The 18,953-nt window shown below is 28.0% G+C and carries 23 protein-coding genes; 13 read left to right on the forward strand and 10 right to left on the reverse strand.

Annotated elements, in window-relative coordinates; translation table 11 throughout:
- The 3 genes from ACJTHF_RS10845 to ACJTHF_RS10855 all read right to left on the reverse strand — a co-directional run.
- The coding region (locus ACJTHF_RS10845) for a YSIRK-type signal peptide-containing protein (protein ID WP_407812619.1) at positions 1–287 on the reverse strand (287 nt) is incomplete at its 3' end.
- Between the two features lie 203 nt (positions 288–490).
- Positions 491–1,009 carry a hypothetical protein gene (locus ACJTHF_RS10850; RefSeq protein WP_107617371.1) on the reverse strand — a complete coding sequence of 173 codons (519 nt, stop codon included), beginning with the start codon at positions 1,007–1,009 and terminating at the stop codon, positions 491–493.
- An 18-nt stretch (positions 1,010–1,027) separates the two neighbouring features.
- Positions 1,028–1,357 (reverse strand): alpha/beta fold hydrolase, encoded by a 330-nt coding sequence (locus ACJTHF_RS10855; RefSeq protein WP_107617370.1) that lies wholly within the window; start codon positions 1,355–1,357, stop codon positions 1,028–1,030.
- A 978-nt stretch (positions 1,358–2,335) separates the two neighbouring features.
- Between ACJTHF_RS10855 and ACJTHF_RS10860 the strand changes: the two genes are divergently transcribed.
- The gene (locus ACJTHF_RS10860) at positions 2,336–4,372 is read left to right on the forward strand and encodes a DUF1430 domain-containing protein (protein WP_048542815.1); all 2,037 of its coding nucleotides are present in this window, start codon (positions 2,336–2,338) and stop codon (positions 4,370–4,372) included.
- Positions 4,365–4,997, forward strand: coding sequence for an ABC transporter ATP-binding protein (locus ACJTHF_RS10865; protein WP_048542817.1), 633 nt, complete (start codon positions 4,365–4,367; stop codon positions 4,995–4,997). Before ACJTHF_RS10860 ends, ACJTHF_RS10865 begins: the two co-directional genes overlap by 8 nt.
- A 143-nt stretch (positions 4,998–5,140) precedes the next feature.
- Here the strand turns inward: ACJTHF_RS10865 and ACJTHF_RS10870 are convergent, their stop codons facing one another.
- The 4 genes from ACJTHF_RS10870 to ACJTHF_RS10885 form a co-directional block, all read right to left on the reverse strand.
- Positions 5,141–5,464 (reverse strand): low temperature requirement protein A, encoded by a 324-nt coding sequence (locus ACJTHF_RS10870; protein ID WP_048542819.1) that lies wholly within the window; start codon positions 5,462–5,464, stop codon positions 5,141–5,143.
- Entirely contained in the window at positions 5,465–5,821 is a 357-nt protein-coding gene (locus ACJTHF_RS10875) for a MerR family transcriptional regulator (RefSeq protein ID WP_058590996.1), read from the reverse strand.
- Positions 5,822–5,907: 86 nt separating this feature from the next.
- A complete protein-coding gene (locus ACJTHF_RS10880; RefSeq protein WP_232157010.1) occupies positions 5,908–6,228 on the reverse strand; it encodes a hypothetical protein in 321 nt (106 codons plus the stop codon).
- 17 nt (positions 6,229–6,245) lie between these two features.
- On the reverse strand, positions 6,246–7,004 hold the full coding sequence (locus ACJTHF_RS10885) for an SDR family oxidoreductase (RefSeq protein WP_106417469.1): 759 nt from the start codon (positions 7,002–7,004) through the stop codon (positions 6,246–6,248).
- 685 nt (positions 7,005–7,689) lie between these two features.
- Here ACJTHF_RS10885 and ACJTHF_RS10890 point away from each other — a divergent pair.
- Both ACJTHF_RS10890 and ACJTHF_RS10895 read left to right on the forward strand, forming a co-directional pair.
- A complete protein-coding gene (locus tag ACJTHF_RS10890; protein ID WP_252572259.1) occupies positions 7,690–8,238 on the forward strand; it encodes a hypothetical protein in 549 nt (182 codons plus the stop codon).
- A gap of 370 nt (positions 8,239–8,608) precedes the next feature.
- Positions 8,609–9,199, forward strand: coding sequence for a LysE family translocator (locus ACJTHF_RS10895; RefSeq protein WP_208183007.1), 591 nt, complete (start codon positions 8,609–8,611; stop codon positions 9,197–9,199).
- A 236-nt stretch (positions 9,200–9,435) separates the two neighbouring features.
- Here ACJTHF_RS10895 and ACJTHF_RS10900 read toward each other — a convergent pair whose 3' ends face one another.
- Positions 9,436–9,570, reverse strand: coding sequence for a hypothetical protein (locus tag ACJTHF_RS10900; RefSeq protein ID WP_232157014.1), 135 nt, complete (start codon positions 9,568–9,570; stop codon positions 9,436–9,438).
- Positions 9,571–9,841: 271 nt separating this feature from the next.
- On the opposite strand from ACJTHF_RS10900, the gene ACJTHF_RS10905 reads away from it, so the two are divergent.
- The 5 genes from ACJTHF_RS10905 to ACJTHF_RS10925 all read left to right on the forward strand — a co-directional run bounded on the left by ACJTHF_RS10905 (position 9,842) and on the right by ACJTHF_RS10925 (position 11,823).
- Positions 9,842–10,147 carry a helix-turn-helix domain-containing protein gene (locus ACJTHF_RS10905; protein WP_208183008.1) on the forward strand — a complete coding sequence of 102 codons (306 nt, stop codon included), beginning with the start codon at positions 9,842–9,844 and terminating at the stop codon, positions 10,145–10,147.
- A gap of 141 nt (positions 10,148–10,288) precedes the next feature.
- The gene (locus ACJTHF_RS10910) at positions 10,289–10,786 is read left to right on the forward strand and encodes an AAA family ATPase (protein ID WP_208183009.1); all 498 of its coding nucleotides are present in this window, start codon (positions 10,289–10,291) and stop codon (positions 10,784–10,786) included.
- 32 nt (positions 10,787–10,818) lie between these two features.
- Positions 10,819–11,004, forward strand: coding sequence for a hypothetical protein (locus ACJTHF_RS10915; protein ID WP_208183010.1), 186 nt, complete (start codon positions 10,819–10,821; stop codon positions 11,002–11,004).
- Between the two features lie 199 nt (positions 11,005–11,203).
- Entirely contained in the window at positions 11,204–11,608 is a 405-nt protein-coding gene (locus ACJTHF_RS10920) for a GNAT family N-acetyltransferase (RefSeq protein WP_232157016.1), read from the forward strand.
- Positions 11,609–11,688: 80 nt separating this feature from the next.
- Positions 11,689–11,823 carry a hypothetical protein gene (locus tag ACJTHF_RS10925; protein ID WP_269668966.1) on the forward strand — a complete coding sequence of 45 codons (135 nt, stop codon included), beginning with the start codon at positions 11,689–11,691 and terminating at the stop codon, positions 11,821–11,823.
- 312 nt (positions 11,824–12,135) lie between these two features.
- Here the strand turns inward: ACJTHF_RS10925 and ACJTHF_RS10930 are convergent, their stop codons facing one another.
- Positions 12,136–13,530 carry an NAD(P)H-binding protein gene (locus tag ACJTHF_RS10930; RefSeq protein ID WP_058611747.1) on the reverse strand — a complete coding sequence of 465 codons (1,395 nt, stop codon included), beginning with the start codon at positions 13,528–13,530 and terminating at the stop codon, positions 12,136–12,138.
- A 680-nt stretch (positions 13,531–14,210) separates the two neighbouring features.
- On the opposite strand from ACJTHF_RS10930, the gene ACJTHF_RS10935 reads away from it, so the two are divergent.
- The 4 genes from ACJTHF_RS10935 to chrA are packed head-to-tail and all read left to right on the forward strand — an operon-like array spanning position 14,211 to position 17,424.
- Positions 14,211–14,525 (forward strand): ArsR/SmtB family transcription factor, encoded by a 315-nt coding sequence (locus ACJTHF_RS10935; RefSeq protein ID WP_232157018.1) that lies wholly within the window; start codon positions 14,211–14,213, stop codon positions 14,523–14,525.
- Complete coding sequence (gene arsB / locus ACJTHF_RS10940) at positions 14,525–15,814, forward strand: arsenite efflux transporter membrane subunit ArsB (RefSeq protein ID WP_078354838.1); 1,290 nt, start codon at positions 14,525–14,527, stop codon at positions 15,812–15,814. The genes ACJTHF_RS10935 and arsB overlap by 1 nt, the downstream gene beginning before the upstream one ends.
- A gap of 17 nt (positions 15,815–15,831) precedes the next feature.
- Positions 15,832–16,224, forward strand: a complete 393-nt coding sequence (arsC, locus tag ACJTHF_RS10945) for an arsenate reductase (thioredoxin) (protein WP_031920609.1) — start codon at positions 15,832–15,834, stop codon at positions 16,222–16,224.
- 36 nt (positions 16,225–16,260) lie between these two features.
- On the forward strand, positions 16,261–17,424 hold the full coding sequence (gene chrA, locus ACJTHF_RS10950; RefSeq protein ID WP_078354839.1) for a chromate efflux transporter: 1,164 nt from the start codon (positions 16,261–16,263) through the stop codon (positions 17,422–17,424).
- 191 nt (positions 17,425–17,615) lie between these two features.
- On the opposite strand, the gene cstB is transcribed toward chrA, so the two are convergent.
- Entirely contained in the window at positions 17,616–18,950 is a 1,335-nt protein-coding gene (cstB, locus tag ACJTHF_RS10955) for a persulfide dioxygenase-sulfurtransferase CstB (protein ID WP_232157020.1), read from the reverse strand.
- Positions 18,951–18,953: the final 3 nt, after the last annotated feature.

Here is an 18,953-nt window from a genome sequence, read left to right on the forward strand (position 1 = left end):
CCCTCTTTTGTTACTTCTTCTTGAACCTCTTCATCATTAGTTTCTACTGGTTTTTCTACTGATGCGTTGCCTGTTCCCTCTTTTGTTACTTCTTCTTGAACCTCTTCATCATTAGTTTCTACTGGTTTTTCTACTGATGTGTTATCTGTTCCATGAATATTACCAATTTCACTAGCTTTAACTTCTTGACTAGTTAGTGTAGTAAAAATTGTAATACCCAATAATATTGAACCAGTTCCCATTGTAAGTTTTCTTATTGAAAATGTCTGCTTTCTATCCCTTTTCATTCAATACCTCTTTCTATTTTCGTCATTTTATTGCACAAAATATTATATAATCTTTTTAAGTGTATGTATACACTTTTTTCGAATTATTAAAATAAAAATTTTATTTAATAATAGTTTATAAGAATCATTTCTGCACTGAATTTATCATGTAATTCACGATTTTTTTCGAAAATAATTTTATTACTTAATTGCTTCCTAAGCTTCTACTTAATCATTTTCTCTAATAACTTTATATTTTGAATAATCTTTTCTGGATTACTCAAGTGTATTTTATGGGTTGTATTAGGGATATATTTCACTGTGTTGATTCTACTTATTAATCTTTGATTCTCAATCAATTTATGCCATGTAGACTCAAATAAGTATGCTTCTTTATACTGTATATTTTCCTTTACTAACTCTTGGATACTATAATTTTTATCCCTTCCTAAAACTATTAGCGGTACATTCACCTGTTTAAATTCTTTTTTTATGAGTTTTGTATCTTTTCTCCAATTTGACACTTCATAGAACATTGCTCTATATAAGTTAGGAGACGTATAAAAATTAATTAATTCATCATTATATTGAGATATATCGATTTCTTTTTTTATAGCTTCTTTATCCAGTTCTTTCATTTTGTCACAAAACTTTATAAAGTCTTCTTCTGTCGTTCCCTTATTTAACTCAGGTGCATCTAATTCATCTAATATTTGTTCATCAACAGATGTTGAATCAATCAATAATATAGATTTAACACGTTATTGATACATTTGTATAAAACGCTGTACGCATAATCCACCGTGTGAGTGTCCTACTAAAATCACTTTATCTTTTATTAATTTTTCATCTAACATCTTAGATACTATTTTAGACGTATGCGTTACGTTTAAATCATTTGTATTTATAGTACTTTCACCCAAACCGGGTCTATTAAATAATATACATTGATAGTTATCTTTTAATCTCATAGCAATTTCTCTAAACTCACTTAAATGACTATATAATCCCGTAAAAAATATAATTGGTTGCCCTGTCCCATAAATTTCTATCTCTAATAACCCTTTATCTAATTCAACTAGTTGTTTCATAAGACATCCCCTTCAACATTTTTTATTTGACTACCGTTATGATAAATACAGATATAAATACAATGATACATACACTCAATATATTATTTGCCTCTCTAGAAGAGTTATAATCCACTTCCATTTATTCCAAGAACACTATTTGAGATATTTTCAATCGATCCATGTTCTTATAATATCATCTACTTGATACGTTTCATCTATCATATAGATTAAAAGCAATGCCCTTTTAAACCTTGCATAATATAAAGCTTTTAGTGGGTATATACCTAGTGAGTAGTAAACTAAAGTGTTTACATAAATTTAACTATTTATCTTCATTTCATTATACCAAGTTTAATAATTACATTTATAATCAAATTAATAAAACAGAAAAATAAATTCAATAAAAATTTCTAAAAAACACTTCTATACATTTAAAAAATAAAATTATTATTATAATTTTAAGAAACACTACCAATTCTTTACTTCTTAATATACACTTAAATTGAATAAAATAATATTTGGGAGTGTTTATATATAAAAAAGCAATTTATTTTAGCATCTGCTTTAACTTTAGGAATATCAAGTTTAGGCATTGTAGGCATAGCAAAAGCTGATGTTATAAGTGTTAATGGTGGCTCTGAGAACGTAGATAATTACAATGGTTTAATACAGTCGGAAACTCATGATAATAATTCTGATATTACAACAAGAGCAATAACAACAGGCAAGAAAAGTGGTGGTTTTTGGATTAGAGGTATACGAAATAAAACAGTAGTATCAGAATATAAACACTATAAAAAATCAGCTAGAGGAATAGCAATTAATGGAAAAGGGATTGTTGGAGATGGTGGTTGGAAAAAAGCAGGTACATATTCTAAAGGACATGTTAAAAAAACTGGTTCCGGTAACAAATCTTACTATGATCATAAATAGTTGAAATATTACCCATTAAGATAATAGTTCTTAGTGGGCTCTTTTTATAGAATCGAGGTAAACATGAAAAAAATCATATTAATACTAGCAATAGTTCTATCTCTTATCGTAAATTTTATTTTAATTGACTCTTATAAATCATTATCATTTTACAATACTATAGAAAAACAAAGCGAAAAAATTCAATTTGCTTTCGATACAAAAAAACAATACAGCAAAGATTCTACACATTATTTTAAAAAATTATCGAGAGAGTATAATGTACCAATTACTAAGGTGACCTATTTAAGTAATGATAAGATTACAATCAATACAACAGATATACAATTAAAACAAAAGGTAGATAAAAATAAAAATCTCAATTTATTCGATAGCAAACTGAAAGTTAAAGTATACGATTTAAGCAATACTAATCTATCTGAAGAAGGTACATATTTCCTTTCAGGTGATAAGCAAAACATAGAAAAAATAATTGGTTTAATAAATAAGAATGTTGGTTCAGCACAAAAAGTTGACAACACAGTAAATCAGCATATTCAAATTGATCAATTTACTATAATTCTCTCAAGTTTATTCTTATTTATACTTTTATCGGTATTTATACATTATTTACAAAGTAAAAAGAATGATAATAAATTATTATATGATTTAGGATACAGTAAATTCAATCACATTATTTTTTTGTTCAACGATTTAAAATACTATTTTTTAAGTTACACACTTATCAATGTAGTTTTAAGTATACTTATGTATCTATTTATTTTTAAAGACAATCATCTCATATATGTAATAGTTCTTACTTTATGTACGACATTCTTCTTAACTATTTTATGTGTTGGTATTATAATTATCACGTTTAATATTTTTATAAAGCAATATTCTAAAAATATTAAACAAAGTAATCCGTTTTTAATGATGTATACATATATGGCACTATCTATAATTGCAGTTATATTTTTATCCTTATCAACTGATAACTTGGTGAAAAATTATAAAGAATATAAAAATCAACAAAGTAGCATTAAGCACTGGAATGTTTCAAAAGATACTTATAAAACAGAAATTTTAGATTTAGGTCAAATAAAAAATGAAGAACTAGCTAAAAAATTTAATAGTAATTTGAAAAACTATTATAATAGTTCATATAATAAAGGATTTATTATTGATACAGGGAACTTTTATAATTCTGATGGAAGACCACTATATAAATTAAATGAAAAAGAAAATACAAATATAGAACCTGATGGTAAAACAATTACAGTAGACAAAAATTATTTAAAAGAACATCGAATCAAAACAAATAATAACAAAGATGTCTTAAATTGTATTGTCCATAGTGATAATACACAAAACATTATTGTTCCCATAAAATATAAAAAATATGGTGAAATAATTGAAGATAATTTTAAAGATAATTTTACATTTAGAAAAGATATAGAGCATTATAAAAATAAAACAAATAAAAACTTAAAAATTAATATTATATGGACAAATAACCAAGTTAGTTACCATACATATGATAATGAAATTGGTGGGAAAAAAAATATAATAGTTGCACCAATTGCTATAATCGAAAGTGGTAATACAGATCCTCTTAATTTTGGAACATATTTTTCTACAAGCTATTTCTTTAAGAGCCAGTTGGATAATCCTTATATGACTATAAGAAAAGGTTTAGAGAAATATAATATAGATGGCTATATACCAAGTGTCATGTCTGTTTACGATACAAAAGTAGACGAAGTTAATAATCTAAAAGTAAATACAGTTAAATATACGCTATTAGCTTTTATGACAGGAATAACATTTATAATGATGACATTCACTTTTATTAGATTATATTTCACATCTTATCAATACCTAATATTTATCAAACGTAATTTAGGGTATAGTTATTTTCAAATTCACAAGTCAATTTTAGCGTTCCTTTTATTTATTAATTTATTAATGGCAATCCTAATTTTAATCCAACAAAACATCATATCTTATTTTATCTTTATTAGCATCATTTTAATTGAAATAATTATATTTTATTATTCGTTTATAAAATTGAATAAAGAAAATACAAATGAAGTATTGAAAGGAAAAAAAGATGATTAAACTTAAAAATATTCATAAATCATATGACAATAAAAATATTATAAAAAATTTTAATTATAGTATAAACAAAGGTGATTTTGTTATTATAAAAGGGGCAAGTGGAACAGGAAAATCAAGCTTATTAAATATTTTTGGATTATTAGAATCTCCAGATATTGGTGAAGTAACATTCAATGAAACACCTATTCATAATGAAAAAAACAAAAGATTATTTAGACGAAAAGACATTGCCTATATTTATCAAAATTATGGACTATTAGAGAATGAAAGTATTCTTAAAAATTTAACCTTACCTTTAAATATTTCTAAAAAAGATATAAATAAAATTGAACGAGTTACTAATCAATTAGGAATATCTCATATACCTTTAAAGACCAAAGTATATACTTGTAGCGGCGGAGAACAGCAAAGAATCTCTATTGCAAGAGCAATTTTAAAAGAACCTTCTTTAATTATTGCTGACGAACCGACCGGCAATTTAGATAAAGCAAATGCTTTTAATATTATGGATATCTTCGAAGAATTAAATAAAAAAGGTATAACAATAATAATGGCAACACATGACCATAAGTTTTTTGATATTGGCAATAAGCAAATAGATTTAAACTTTAAAAGTACTGACTGAGTCATTCATTCCTTTCTTTCTTATCCAAAAAACACTCATTATTCTTAAGCTTTATGACATCGCCTTTTCTGTTGTAAAGTCATAAAAATAAATAGCACATCGTAGTTTGATCAGTTTCAAAGGAAGTGATCTTTTTGGTAACATTAGCAGAAATTATAATTTTCATAGCCTGTATTTTCATTGTATCTATTACTGTTAATAGACTTTAAAAGTAGTAATATGAGAAACATATCTGTAAATACAAAAATGTATTGATACCATTTCTTTTTAAAAAATCGATTTTCTAAAAATGTTCTGTAAGTCCAAATAGCAAAAAATACAAGGAATAACATAAATGTCTTTACTAAGCTTTCCAACGATACTAGATTAGAAGATATATGTTCAACAGTATGATTAATAGTAGATAGAACATATACAAAGACTAAATCAAAAAACAATTCGGACATACTAACTTCTTTCTTGATCATTTAACAATCACCCTCTTTTTCTAATAATTTGAACTTATCATCCAAAGTTTTTAAAGCTTGGTCGATAAGTTCCTTTTGTTTAATTAGATTTTCTTGGTGTTCGATAAATATTTTTTTCCTTTCTAAAACTGTAGAGCGTCCTTGATCATAAAGTTCAGCTATTTCTTTTAATTTGGAAACAGGCATGTGTGTTTGACGCATACATTTTATGAATTCTAACCAATACAAATCTTCAACCTTAAAATCACGGTAACCATTGTTATCTCTTTCAATAAATGGAAATAGGCCTGATTTATCATAATATCTAATGGTATGCTCACTTATACCGACACTTTCAGCTGCTTTTTTTACGTTCACTATTTTACCTCCTTAGTACAAGAAGAGGCAGCTCTGTATGGCTACCTCTCATTTATAAACTTTTTTTGATTAATTATTTAAAAATTTTAAGCAGTTAAATTTAGAATTAATGTCTCATAGTTTGATTCAATAATTGCTTTAAATCCAAAAGTAGATTCTAAATCATTTTTTAGTCTATTAATATCTTTATAGTATATTTCACCAATATTTGAAATTAATAAACCAATACCGTTTATATCATTATGAAATAAGCTATTTCGATGAGATAGCTCTATAATTGCTTTTGCTAAATATTCAACATAGTTATCTACATTTATATATGTTTCTTTTTCATCTATGACTTTTTCTTTGGTAATAATACTTATAGTTGTAGTATCCCCATTATAAGAGGCTAAAAAATAATACATAAAATTCTCCTCCTTATTTAGCGTGTTGTATAACCACCATTTGCAAATAAAGTTTGTCCATTAATCCACCAACCATCTGTTGTTAAAAACTTAATAATTGGTGCAATATCATTGATATCTGTTAATTGATTGTGTAATGCTTGTGATTTATGAAACTCTACGGCTTCGTCGCTTTCTTGAGGGTAGAAGAAAGGTGTGTCCATTGGACCAGGTGCAACTGCATTAACAGAAATACCTCTATCCATAAATTCTTTTGACGCAGCACGAGTATAGTGTTCAATAGGTGCTTTCTCACCAGCATAAGTAGAATAATAACCCGTATATGCAGCAAGTAAAGATGTTGCAAGTGTTATAATTTTCCCATTATCATTCATATGTTTTTCTGCATATTGTATAAAGAAATAAGCCGATTTAGCATTAATAGCTGACATAGTGTCAAACTCATCTTCAGTTATTTCAGAAATAGGTTTTTTGAGTACTTTACCAACAGTGTTAATTGCAATATCAACTTTTCCTAAAGTAGATTCAGCGTGCTTAAATAAATCTTCCACATTTTTTACTTCTGTGAGATCTCCGGAAAATAAAGTTCCTTCTGAACCCAATGATTTAATTTCATCTAATGTTGCCTCAGCTTGTTGCTTACTATTATCATTATGATGATGTACAACAATTTTTGCGCCTTCTTTTGCGTAAGACTTACTTAACAAAGCACCTAAATTTTTGGCACCACCAGCAATTACAACGACTTTACCATTTAATGATTCATATTTACTCATCTTATTACCTCCTTTAAGTATAATTAAACAATACACCTTAGAGTGCAATATCAAACAAGTGGAAATTTGAATTTTTAAACAAAAAAGAAGGAAATTATGTTATTAGGAATATCAAGACTAATACCTTTAATTAGAGTAATGATTGGTATTATAAAAAGAGTGAATAAAATACATTAAAAAATAATCAACTCGTGTTTTTAGCTTAGTATAAAATTGAAATGGTAGCACGTTTATGTTAATGCAAAAGAGTAAATAAGAGCAAGAAAAAAAGAGGCAACATGTTAGCGCATGTTACCCCTCAAGGGCCCGTTATATAGACGGTGGCTTTTAGTAAAATTGTAAAAATAACCATTCTACCTACTCGCGCAAAAGTTGGGAATGGTTATTTTTTTGATCTATATCTCTAATTAATACTAAGCCAATGATTGCAAAAACAACCATAAGCATTTCATAATCAGACATGTTGCTCCTTACCAGGAGTAAAAACTAAAATCATAGGCATCACCCCATTGTTAATAACTATACTAAAAACTACTTGTTTGACTATTGGGAAGCAATATATTAAAATTAAGTTAAGATAAAGTCAAAGGAATATATTGACTATAAATAAAAATTCCTCAGTTGAGAAAAGTCGTAAGAGAGGCGACTTCAAAAAGAAACTCTCTTTTTTTATATATAAAGTGGGATGAAAGAAATGTTTGCAAAAAATAGTTTATATTTCATGCTTATGAATGATTCTTATTATAAGGAAATGGGAAATTTAGATGAATTTCAGGAAGATTCTAATAGAGGTCATGGCGTTATGATAGTTGATATTAACGATCATTTAATTGCTGTTCCCTTACGTTCTAAATTAAAGCCACATTTTATTAAAGCTCCCCATATTTTTGCTTATAAAACATATTTATCAGAAGGAAATACATATTTAAAAGGTTTAGATTTTAGTAAAACTACTATTATCGAAAAAAAGCATGTTAATACAAAGGTTCAATACATATTTAATGATGAAGAAGAGAAGATTTTTTACTTAAATAATTTTAGTAGGCTACAATTACGTATCACTAATTATATTAAAGGATACATCACATTATGTAGTAAAATAAATAACAACGAGGACGTATCATCACAAATAAAAAAATACAGATTTACAACACTAAAAAATTTCCATAAAGAATTAAATATAGAAATTAGTAAAGAAGATTTTAATGAAATTTTGAGACAAATTTTCCCCTAAAGTTGAAGCCGTTTGTATAAATCATAGGAATGATCTCACATCAATGAGATTAGCCACCCTCTATCCAACTTGCCCTACTCAATATTATAACAATTATAGACCCTTATGTTTTACAAAATATTATTATCCGCTTCAAAACTTTAATGAAATCTAGTACTCTATAATTTTAGGTATAAGGTATACAACAGGAATTAGATAAATCGCGGACCATCTACACATAATTGGTATTATATAAAGTGTAAAAAATATTTGCCCCAAAATAAACACATTAAAAATAGAGTGAGTTCGTATCAAACGCGTAACCTTTCTTCTTTTTTGCTTAGTGTAAAATTGAATCTCAAAATCTTAAAAGCCAAAGGAGAATTCAAGTATGATTTGGTCCTATTTGTTAATCTTAACTCCTTTTATAATATCACCTGGAGCAAGTTTTAATTTCACAATAATTAATGTGAAAAATCAAGGATTTAAAGGTGTTTATAAAGTTATTATTGGCACCATTTTAGGTATAATAACACATATTCTTTTAGTAACATTCGGTATTTCAACAATACTAATTAAATTTCCTTTTTTAATAAACACAATACGTATTTTAGGTTCAGTTTTTCTTATTTTTATAGCAATATCTATGATAAAAAACCTCTTTAAGAAAACCCAAAATACAGTTTACATAAATAAGATAAAAACCATTTATATTGCTAATATTCTCAATATAAAACCTGTCTTATTATATCTAACAATCGCTCCAACTATTTTCACCACCTATGACAGTATTACAATTCAATATCTGAATTTAGGAATTACTCATATTGTTTATCAAATTCTTTGGCTAATATTCTTAGCTCTTATAATTCAAATTGCTAATATTTATAAACTTAATATTTTTATTAAAATGATTAGTTTATTAGGAAGTTTATTCCTAATCTATTTGGGAGCTAAAGAAATCGTAATTACTTTATTTTAATTGTATTATTTACGGCATTCTTTGAAACTTTAACAATCCCTATACAATTAAAAATTATAAAACATTCTCATCTTATAACACTTTTTTGAACTCAAAAATTGTCTACAACGTAGACAATGTGTTATTATATAAGTGTAATTAAGAGCAATAAAAAAGAGGTAACATGCGTGAACATGTTACCCCTTTAAGGCCCGTTATATAGACGGTGACTTTTTCAATAGTTATAAAAATAACCATTAACCGGTCAAAGTTGGATGGTTATTTTTGTGATCTATATTGCTAATCAATACTAAGCCAATGATTGTTAAAACAACCATAAGCATTTCATAATCAGTCATGCTTCTCCTTTCTTGAAAAGAAGTTGAAGCCATTTATATAAATCCTAGGCATCACCCCATTTCCATGAGATTAGCCACCATCTATCCAACTCGCCCTACTCAATATTATAACATCCATAAATACTTACGGTTTAACAAAATATTGTTATCCGCTTCAATTAATTAATGAAATTTAGTCGTCAGCGCCTTTATGCTGATGGCTTTTTTTGTTATTTACATCATGATGAAAAATCACTATCATTTAATATATATTGTTAACAAAATAAATATCTGTATTGTATAAACCGAATAAGGAGGGATTCAAGTGAATAATTACGAGTATATCAATGTAAAAGAGATGGAAGTTATTTTCGAGTATATTGCTAAAGAGTTACAATTTCAAAGAAAAAATATGGGGATTAAACAGAAAGATGTGTCCAAAGACTTGGGTATGAGTTCTGGTAATATTTCAAAAATTGAAGGCGGTAAAGCAAATAAAACTTCTTTTTACTTGTTTTTAAGATTAGCTAATTATTATGGTATAGGATTAAACAATTTAATTACTATTGCTCTTGAGAGATATAATAAAGATAAAAATAAATTAGAAAACTCATCTGGTCCTAACGATTAATCTACAACGCAGACTTATTTATTCTATTATTGTTTATTTTATCGCAAAAAACTTATAAGTATAATATGACAGATGATCAAATATTATACTTATGTGAATATATTGCAAAAGAGTTAAAAACCATTTAGGAGTTGATTCAACATGAAAAATTTAGGAACTTTATATTTTTTCACAGGTAAAATGGGTGCTGGAAAAACAACGATGTCAAAACAATTAATGAAAGAAAAAGATGCAGTTTTATTATCAGAAGACGAATGGCTTGAAAGTCTGTATCCAAATAATGTTAAGACATTGGAAGATTATCAAAATTTGTCAAAACAAATAAAACCTTTGCTAAAAAAACATATACAAAATATATTGTGTGTTGAAACAGATGTAGTTATGGATTTTCCAGGAAACACTAAGGAACAAAGAAAATGGTTATTAAATATAGCCAATGAAATAAATGCCTATCATAAACTTATATATATAAATGTTGATAATCAAAAGTGTTTAGAACACCTAAAGATAAGACAACTAGAGGAACCAGAAAGGAATAATTTTGATACTGAATCTACTTTCAATTACCTAACTACATTCTTCGAGGAACCAAAGGAATCGGAAGGATTAAATATTCTAGAAATAAGTAGTAATAATTAATAAACAAGTTATAACATATAAGAGGTGATTAAATGTTTAAACACAAAATGTATTATACATTAATGATTCCATTCTTAATTGTAGGTCTACTTTTAATATATGTACTTCCAGCAGAATATCTTGTACTTATACCAGTAATCGGTATAATATTCCAACTACTTTACCAATTTTTATTTAATAATGATAAAAAAAGTAAAAATAAAAAGACCACCCAGTAATATGGGTGGTTATATATTCTTAACCTCTTCCGTCTAACTTAAATATGGCGAAAAAAGAACCCTCCAATTAAGATGAATTTAACTTTTTAAATATGGATTGTATTCTAGAGATAGAGTGAAAATGGTGTACAATTTTTATACATTCTCTTTAATTAAGTATATAATCAATATGTATTTAATGTGATTGGAGTGTTTTATATTGAAATATAATATTTCTTTTCAAAAGCCTTTAGTAAAAGATTACATTCACCTAATAGTAGAATGTGATTTAATTATTAAGGATGAAAAAGCTGTAAGAATCGGCCTAGAAAATGCATTATTTAACATTACATTTTATGATGAAGAAAAACTTATTGCAATGGGAAGAGTGGTTGGAGATGGTGCTACGGTATTTCACATAGTGGATATTGCTGTTCATCCAAACTATCAAAAACAAGGACTTGGAAAATTAGTTATGGATCATATCATGTCATATATAGAAGAAAATAGTTTCAAGGGTAGCTATGTTAACTTAATTTCTGAAACACCTGCAAACTTTTTATACGAAAAGTATGGTTTTAAATATGTTGAAGAAGATACACCTGCAATGTATATCGAATACTAATATTTATAATATAATTAATAATCCAAATTAATCTAGTCAATTTAGTGTATAATGAATTATCACACTAAGGAGAATACATCATGAAAATTAGTAAACCACTTAAAGAAACAGGTTGGACTGAAGATGAGATTCATAAAAGATTAGGTTCAATTATTGAAGATGAAATTGTTGATGTTACAGAGATTGAAGATATAGACGAAATAATTGAGGAATAAAAAGAACCCATCAATTAAGGTGGGCTTATTTATTGTCTTCTAAAAAGCGAGCAAGGAATTAATCCTTCAACTCGCTTTCACTTATTATGACAAGAGCTCTAGTCTCTTAATCCTATATTACCTTTTAATAACAACTTTAAACATAGTATTAGCTTAATTTTTTTTATATTTGATCAAAACGTAAGATACTATTCCGCATATAGTCCAATAAATTTTTAAAAATTGTTTTATAAAAAACCTTAAAATTTTTAAGAATGTAATATAGATTTTCATGTATATACCCCCTTGAATATTCACTATGATTCAAAGATATTAAATCTTATCTAAATTCAATTTATTAACTTTATATTCTATTGACTTTAGATGTATATTGTATAAAGTCATAACGTATAAGTGTATTCTTGCTTGCGTTAGTTTATAAATAATCCATGGAAGTGTAGGTTCATATTCATGAATAGCTACTATACATTCATTTTTATTTAGTACTCTACGAAACTCCATTCTCGCTCTACCTTTATTTTTATTTTTTGAAAATCCTCCCCCAGTTATATAGAGAAGTTGCCTATTTACATCTGAACGGGAGTCCGACTTTTCTAATATTAATATAGGATTCTTTATAGGAAAAAGTGAAATCATGTATCTACCGTTAATGTATTTAGTAGAGATTATTTTATTATTAAGATTATTTAACCATTCCATATAATCATTTGCTATATCTTCTATAGTCATATGAGTAGGTATTCGAAACCTTTGAACAGATTTCACATTTTTTATCGTTTTACTTTTGTTTTTCTTTTTCTTACTCGATGATTCATTTTTTAATGCTAATTTAACACTTTCTTTAAATGTAGTTTTCCCATCGGATATTCCTTCTATATAATTTTTATTATCCATTCTCATATTATGAACTAAACTGTCCATAAGAGGATACACAATTTCTTTCTTTTCACCGCTAATAAGTCTTATCCAGTATTTAGAGAGAATCAAAGGTATAATCGGCAAATTAAACATTGGCATTTTTTTATTTAAAACACTAGCCGTTTGCTTAAATAAATCCTTATATGTCAACTCATCTGGACCACCAACATCAATTGATTCATTTAGTTTAGGCCTTCTTGATACGACTTTAGTAATTGAATTTATGACATCATCAATATAGATAGGATGTGTAATATTATTTGCCCATTTAGGTAACAACAATAATGGTAATCGTTGTGTCAATTTTTTTAAAATTGGATATGAAGAGCCGTTCGATCCAACTATTAAACCTGCTCTAAGTGTACTGACTGGCACTCCATATGAACCAAGTACTTTTTCACATTCTAATCGACTCTCTAAATGTCGAGAAAGATTATCCTCTTTTGGTATTAGACCACTCATATAAATAATGTGCTTAACACCTTCTTTTTTAGCAGCTCTTCCAAAATTATCAGCTAATAAAAAATCCATATCTTCAAATTTAGCTTGTGTAAGCTTAGAATTCGGCATCATTGAATGGACTAAGTAAATAGCAATATCAATATCTTTCATAACATTTTCAACATCAATTAATGAAAATATATCTGCTTTCTTCCAAGTTACATTTTTCTCATCTACTTTATTTTCTATATTTCTTGAAATAGCAATTATTTCATTTTCAACTTTTAATTTTTTCATCAAATTACTTCCAATGTATCCAGAAGCACCTGTTAATAATATACGCGCCATAACATTCCTTCCTTTCAACTTTTAAATGATAGTTCTTACTTTAAATAGTTTGGGTTATTCTTATTAAATCATTGATTTTCTACATATTTATTTTTTTTCTCTTTTTCATACTATAGAGTAAATACCCTTTTTAAATATTCGCTAACAAATATTTAGGTAATAGCATTTAAGCTTATAAATTAATTAAAACGATTCCATTTTTTAACTTAATGTCAGTTTCAGCCTTACTCAAACAAATAAAATTTATAATGATTCGTTAGAGCTAAAAGATTTTCACTATTACTGCACATAGTGATTGGAATAGTATCTAATTTAATCATTATTTTTTAAATTAACTTTATAATACCTGAGATATGTTATGCTTATCATTAAATAACTTTATGCGTTTTTTCTAATTTTAAATAATTATATTATTTTATTTTTTTATAATAAATTTATTGTGTATCTATTTGTGTTCAGCCATATCTTCGGATACAAGATTTTCTTGAATATATTATGGAACTCTTTTTATATTTCTTTAGTTATCTCATTTTTCTAATAGATATATACAATGGTTTTGTTAATCAAGTTGTGGTGCGGCATATTATCTGATTTTCAAACTCTATTTAGCCACTAGAATATATTACATAGACAAAAGTCAATATAGATGATAATCTATGTAATGTCTAGGAGGTATATTTATGTCTTATAAAGAACTATCATCAATATTCAAAATTTTCTCTGATCCAAGTAGATTGGAAATACTAGATTTATTATCTTGTGGTGAGTTATGTGCTTGTGAGTTGTTAGAACACTTTCATTTCTCACAACCTACCCTCAGTCATCACATGAAGTCATTAATAGATAACAATTTAGTTACTACTCGAAAAAATGGTAATAAACACTTGTATCAACTTAATCACGCTATTTTAGATGATATTACTCAAAATTTAAAAGTTATTAATACATCTAATCAACGTTGCCTGTGTAAAAGTATGAAATCAGGTGAATGTTAATGACAATTTTTGCTATTGCTATTTTTCTTTTAACTTTAACCTTTGTAATTTGGCAACCAAAAGGTTTAGATATTGGTATTACAGCTTTAATTGGAGCTGTCGTTGCGATTATTACAGGGGTCGTAAGTTTTTCAGATGTAATAGAAGTAACAGGCATTGTTTGGAATGCTACTTTAACCTTTGTAGCTGTTATTCTTATTTCATTAATATTAGATGAAATTGGATTTTTTGAATGGTCCGCGATACATATGGTCAAAGCGTCAAATGGTAACGGATTAAAAATGTTTGTTTTTATTATGTTATTAGGGTCAGTTGTAGCAGCATTTTTCGCAAATGATGGTGCAGCTTTAATCTTAACACCCATTGTATTGGCGATGGTGAGGACTTTAGGGTTTAATAAAAAAGTGATTTTCCCCTTTATTATTGCCAGTGGTTTTATTGCAGATACGACATCACTTCCCTTAATTGTTAGTAACTTAGTGAATATTGTTTCTGCAGATTACTTTGATATTGGATTTATTGAGTATTTTAGTCGAATGTTTATTCCTAATATATTCTCTCTGATTGCTAGTATCCTCGTTTTATGGTTATATTTCAGAAAATCTATACCTAAAAGGTTCGATACAGAAAATCTTTCAGATCCTAAAAATGTAATCAAAGATCCTAAATTATTTAAGATTTCATGGATTGTATTAGCCGTACTACTCGTTGGATATCTTGTTAGTGAGTTTATACCAATACCTGTATCAATCATTGCTGGTATCATTGCTCTTATTTTTGTAATATTAGCTCGTAAATCTAAAGCAGTTCATACAAAACAAGTAATTAAAGGAGCACCATGGAATATTGTTGTATTCTCTATTGGTATGTACCTTGTTGTATTTGGGCTAAAAAATGTAGGTATTACAACCATTCTTGGGGATGTCCTAACAAACATTTCAGGTTATGGGTTATTAAGCAGTATCATGGGTATGGGTTTTATAGCTGCATTTCTATCCTCTGTTATGAATAACATGCCAACTGTTTTAATAGACGCTATTGCTATTGGACAATCTAATGTAGTGGGTACTATTAAAGAGGGAATGGTATATGCGAATGTCATAGGTTCTGATTTAGGACCTAAAATTACACCAATTGGTTCTTTAGCAACATTATTGTGGCTACATGTCTTAACACAAAAAGGTGTGAAGATTTCGTGGGGAACATACTTTAAAACTGGAATTATCATTACTATTCCAGTCCTTTTTGTAACCCTATTAGGTTTATACCTTACACTAATTATATTTTAAGAAATGAGGTTTTAATTATGGATAAGAAAACAATTTATTTTATATGTACAGGAAACTCTTGTCGTAGCCAAATGGCTGAAGGTTGGGGAAAGGAAGTATTGGGCAAAGATTGGAATGTCTATTCTGCTGGTATTGAAACACATGGTGTTAATCCTAAAGCAATAGAAGCTATGAAAGAAGTAGATATTGATATATCAAACCATACGTCAGACTTGATTGATAATGATATTTTAAAACAATCAGATCTGGTCGTGACGTTATGTAGCGATGCAGACGATAATTGTCCTATTTTACCACCTAACGTTAAAAAAGAGCATTGGGGTTTTGATGATCCAGCAGGTAAAGAGTGGTCAGAATTTCAACGCGTTAGAGATGAAATTGGCAAAAAAATTAAAGAATTTGATAGTTAAGTAAAAAATTAATCAACGAAATACAAGGAGCTTTTTATGTATAAATATATAAATATATTTATAGTTGCATTAAAACTTGGATTACTATCATTTGGAGGACCAACTGCCCACTTAGGTTATTTTTATGATGAGTATGTTAAGAAAAGAAAATGGCTTGATGAAAAAGAATACTCAGATTTAGTAGCCCTATGCCAGTTTTTACCTGGACCTGCAAGCAGCCAAGTTGGTATTGGTATCGGAACTATTAGAGGAGGAATTCTGGGAGGAATTATTTCTTTTATTGGTTTCACACTTCCTTCTGTGATTATACTTATGGTTTTTTCAGCATTATTTATTAACAATGATTCTAGTTTAACTTGGATGCAAGGATTAAAACTAGTAGCTGTTGCCATTGTTGCCCAAGCCGTGATAGGTATGGGTAAAAAATTAACAAATACTAAAAGTACCATTACATTGGCATTATTTGTTCTTATATTATCTCTAACAATCAATAATCTTTACATTCAAGTAATCGCATTATCTATTACTGGTATATATGGTCTTATCTTTTTAAAAGAAACCTCTAAAGATATAAATAATTTAAGAGTGAAGACATTTAAATTACCTAAAATGTTAGGATTTATTTCAATTTCATTATTTTTTTTACTATTAATTGTATTACCTATAGTTAGTTCTATGACGAATAATTTATGGCTTAGAATGTTCGATAGTTTTTATAGATCTGGTTCTTTAGTGTTTGGCGGTGGTCATGTCGTATTACCTTTATTAGAAAATGAATTTGTACCACAAGGTTTAATATCACCTGATAGCTTCATAACGGGTTATGCTGCAGCTCAAGCTGTACCTGGACCATTATTTACGTTCGCTTCATATATTGGCATGTCTATAGAAGGTATTGGAGGAGGAGTTTTGGCTACTGTCGCTATATTCCTACCAGCATTTCTATTATTATTTGGAGTGTTACCATTTTGGGATGATATTAAATCTAACACTTATGCTGAAGGTTTTTTAAAAGGTATAAGCGCGGGTGTAGTCGGTATTCTTATCGCTGCATTTTATAATCCGATTTGGGCTTCAACTATTAAATCAGAATTAGATTTTGTTCTAGCTAGCTCATTATTCGTATTCCTGGTGTATTATAAATTACCTTCCTGGTCTATTGTACTAATAGGCATTATAATAGGTATAATGTTTTACTAATCTTTCTCGTTCATAATCAAAGAATAAATTTTATAAGTATAGTTATTAAAGTAACCATTATAAATTAAAATAATTTATTTCGTATAATTATAGTACTTTATCTCAATGTAAAAGATAGTAAAAACCATTAATTATGTAGTGAGCCCAAAAAGTAAAACTTTTTGGGCTCACTACATTTCCACATCTTTAAATTATTTTAATGATTCTGGTAAATCTTGATAGCCTTCTCTAATATTCACGACATTTTCAAAGCCTTTGTTTTCTAATATACCCACTGCTATTGAACTTCTAACACCTGACTGACAATGTACGTATATTTTATCCTCTTTATTAAATGGAATATTTTCATTTAATAATTTACCATGCGGAATATTGACTGCTTGATCTAAGTGCCCATTATTCCACTCTTCTTCATTACGTACGTCAAGTATATATTCTTCTTTACCAGTCATATCAACGCTATGGATGGATTGGGTTAAAATTTCTGATTTTGGTAAACGATAACCTGCTACATTATCAAAGCCAATTAATTGTAAAGTATGTGTTGCTTGCTCAACGGTAGATTTATCACCAATTAAATCTATACTGTTTTCATAGTCTAAATACCAACCGATTTGGTTAATGAAGTTTTTGTTGTAAGGAATATTGATTGTACCTTCAGTATGACCGCCATGAAAGGCTTCTTTACTACGAAGATCAAAGGCTATTCTTACATTATCTAAACTAGGAAAAACGTTGTATGGTTGATACATGTTCATACCAAACTGATTAATTTTTTTCATCTGTGCAAAGTGATGGGGTGGCGCTGGTTGATTTGATGTTAATGTTTCAACAAATTTAGATTCATCTGTCACATTAAATGCCCAGTTATTTATTTTTTCGTAACCTAGCGTAGACATTGGTATGGCACCTAATGCTTTACCACATGGGCTTCCAGCACCGTGTCCAGGCCATATTTGAATATAATCTGGTAAATCTTTAACACCTTCTATAGATTGATACATCTGTTTTGCGCCAATCTCTGTAGTACCTTCCATTTGTACTGATTTTTCTAGTAAATCAGGTCTACCGATATCACCAACAAAAATAAAGTCACCACTAAATAAACCCATTGGAACACTTGAGCCGCCACCTTCATCCGTGAGTAAAAAACTAATACTCTCGGGGGTATGACCAGGTGTATGCAAGACTTCTAATTTAATATTACCTACTTGAATAATATCTTGATTTTTAACAAAATTTGTATGTTCCGGCATATTTTTATAACTTAATTGATCATCACCTTCGCCAGATACATATATATTGGCGTTTAAACGTGCTGCCACGTCTCGAATTCCAGAAGCAAAATCAGCGTGAATATGTGTTTCTGCAGCTTGTGTAATTTTAAAACCTGAGCTATCTGCAACTTCCATATATTTTGTTAAATCACGAACAGGATCAATTATTATTGCCTCTCCTGTACGTTGACAGCCAACTAAATAAGATGCTTGAGATAAATGATTATCGTAAAATTGTTTGAAAAACATGGT

This window comes from Mammaliicoccus sp. RAM2 (assembly GCF_045897195.1).
Classification (GTDB): Bacteria; Bacillota; Bacilli; order Staphylococcales; family Staphylococcaceae; genus Mammaliicoccus; species Mammaliicoccus sciuri.

Excerpts from the sequence above, each read along its gene's own strand:
- ACJTHF_RS10855 (WP_107617370.1), bottom strand. The coding sequence starts at position 1,357 with ATGAAACAACTAGTTGAATTAGATAAAGGGTTATTAGAGATAGAAATT.
- ACJTHF_RS10860 (WP_048542815.1), top strand. The coding sequence starts at position 2,336 with ATGAAAAAAATCATATTAATACTAGCAATAGTTCTATCTCTTATCGTA.
- ACJTHF_RS10865 (WP_048542817.1), top strand. The coding sequence starts at position 4,365 with ATGATTAAACTTAAAAATATTCATAAATCATATGACAATAAAAATATT.
- ACJTHF_RS10870 (WP_048542819.1), bottom strand. The coding sequence starts at position 5,464 with ATGATCAAGAAAGAAGTTAGTATGTCCGAATTGTTTTTTGATTTAGTC.
- ACJTHF_RS10880 (WP_232157010.1), bottom strand. The coding sequence starts at position 6,228 with ATGTATTATTTTTTAGCCTCTTATAATGGGGATACTACAACTATAAGT.
- ACJTHF_RS10885 (WP_106417469.1), bottom strand. The coding sequence starts at position 7,004 with ATGAGTAAATATGAATCATTAAATGGTAAAGTCGTTGTAATTGCTGGT.
- ACJTHF_RS10890 (WP_252572259.1), top strand. The coding sequence starts at position 7,690 with ATGAAAGAAATGTTTGCAAAAAATAGTTTATATTTCATGCTTATGAAT.
- ACJTHF_RS10895 (WP_208183007.1), top strand. The coding sequence starts at position 8,609 with ATGATTTGGTCCTATTTGTTAATCTTAACTCCTTTTATAATATCACCT.
- ACJTHF_RS10900 (WP_232157014.1), bottom strand. The coding sequence starts at position 9,570 with ATGGCTTCAACTTCTTTTCAAGAAAGGAGAAGCATGACTGATTATGAA.
- ACJTHF_RS10910 (WP_208183009.1), top strand. The coding sequence starts at position 10,289 with ATGAAAAATTTAGGAACTTTATATTTTTTCACAGGTAAAATGGGTGCT.
- ACJTHF_RS10915 (WP_208183010.1), top strand. The coding sequence starts at position 10,819 with ATGTTTAAACACAAAATGTATTATACATTAATGATTCCATTCTTAATT.
- ACJTHF_RS10925 (WP_269668966.1), top strand. The coding sequence starts at position 11,689 with ATGAAAATTAGTAAACCACTTAAAGAAACAGGTTGGACTGAAGATGAG.
- ACJTHF_RS10930 (WP_058611747.1), bottom strand. The coding sequence starts at position 13,530 with ATGGCGCGTATATTATTAACAGGTGCTTCTGGATACATTGGAAGTAAT.
- ACJTHF_RS10935 (WP_232157018.1), top strand. The coding sequence starts at position 14,211 with ATGTCTTATAAAGAACTATCATCAATATTCAAAATTTTCTCTGATCCA.
- arsB (WP_078354838.1), top strand. The coding sequence starts at position 14,525 with ATGACAATTTTTGCTATTGCTATTTTTCTTTTAACTTTAACCTTTGTA.
- arsC (WP_031920609.1), top strand. The coding sequence starts at position 15,832 with ATGGATAAGAAAACAATTTATTTTATATGTACAGGAAACTCTTGTCGT.
- chrA (WP_078354839.1), top strand. The coding sequence starts at position 16,261 with ATGTATAAATATATAAATATATTTATAGTTGCATTAAAACTTGGATTA.
- cstB (WP_232157020.1), bottom strand. The coding sequence starts at position 18,950 with ATGTTTTTCAAACAATTTTACGATAATCATTTATCTCAAGCATCTTAT.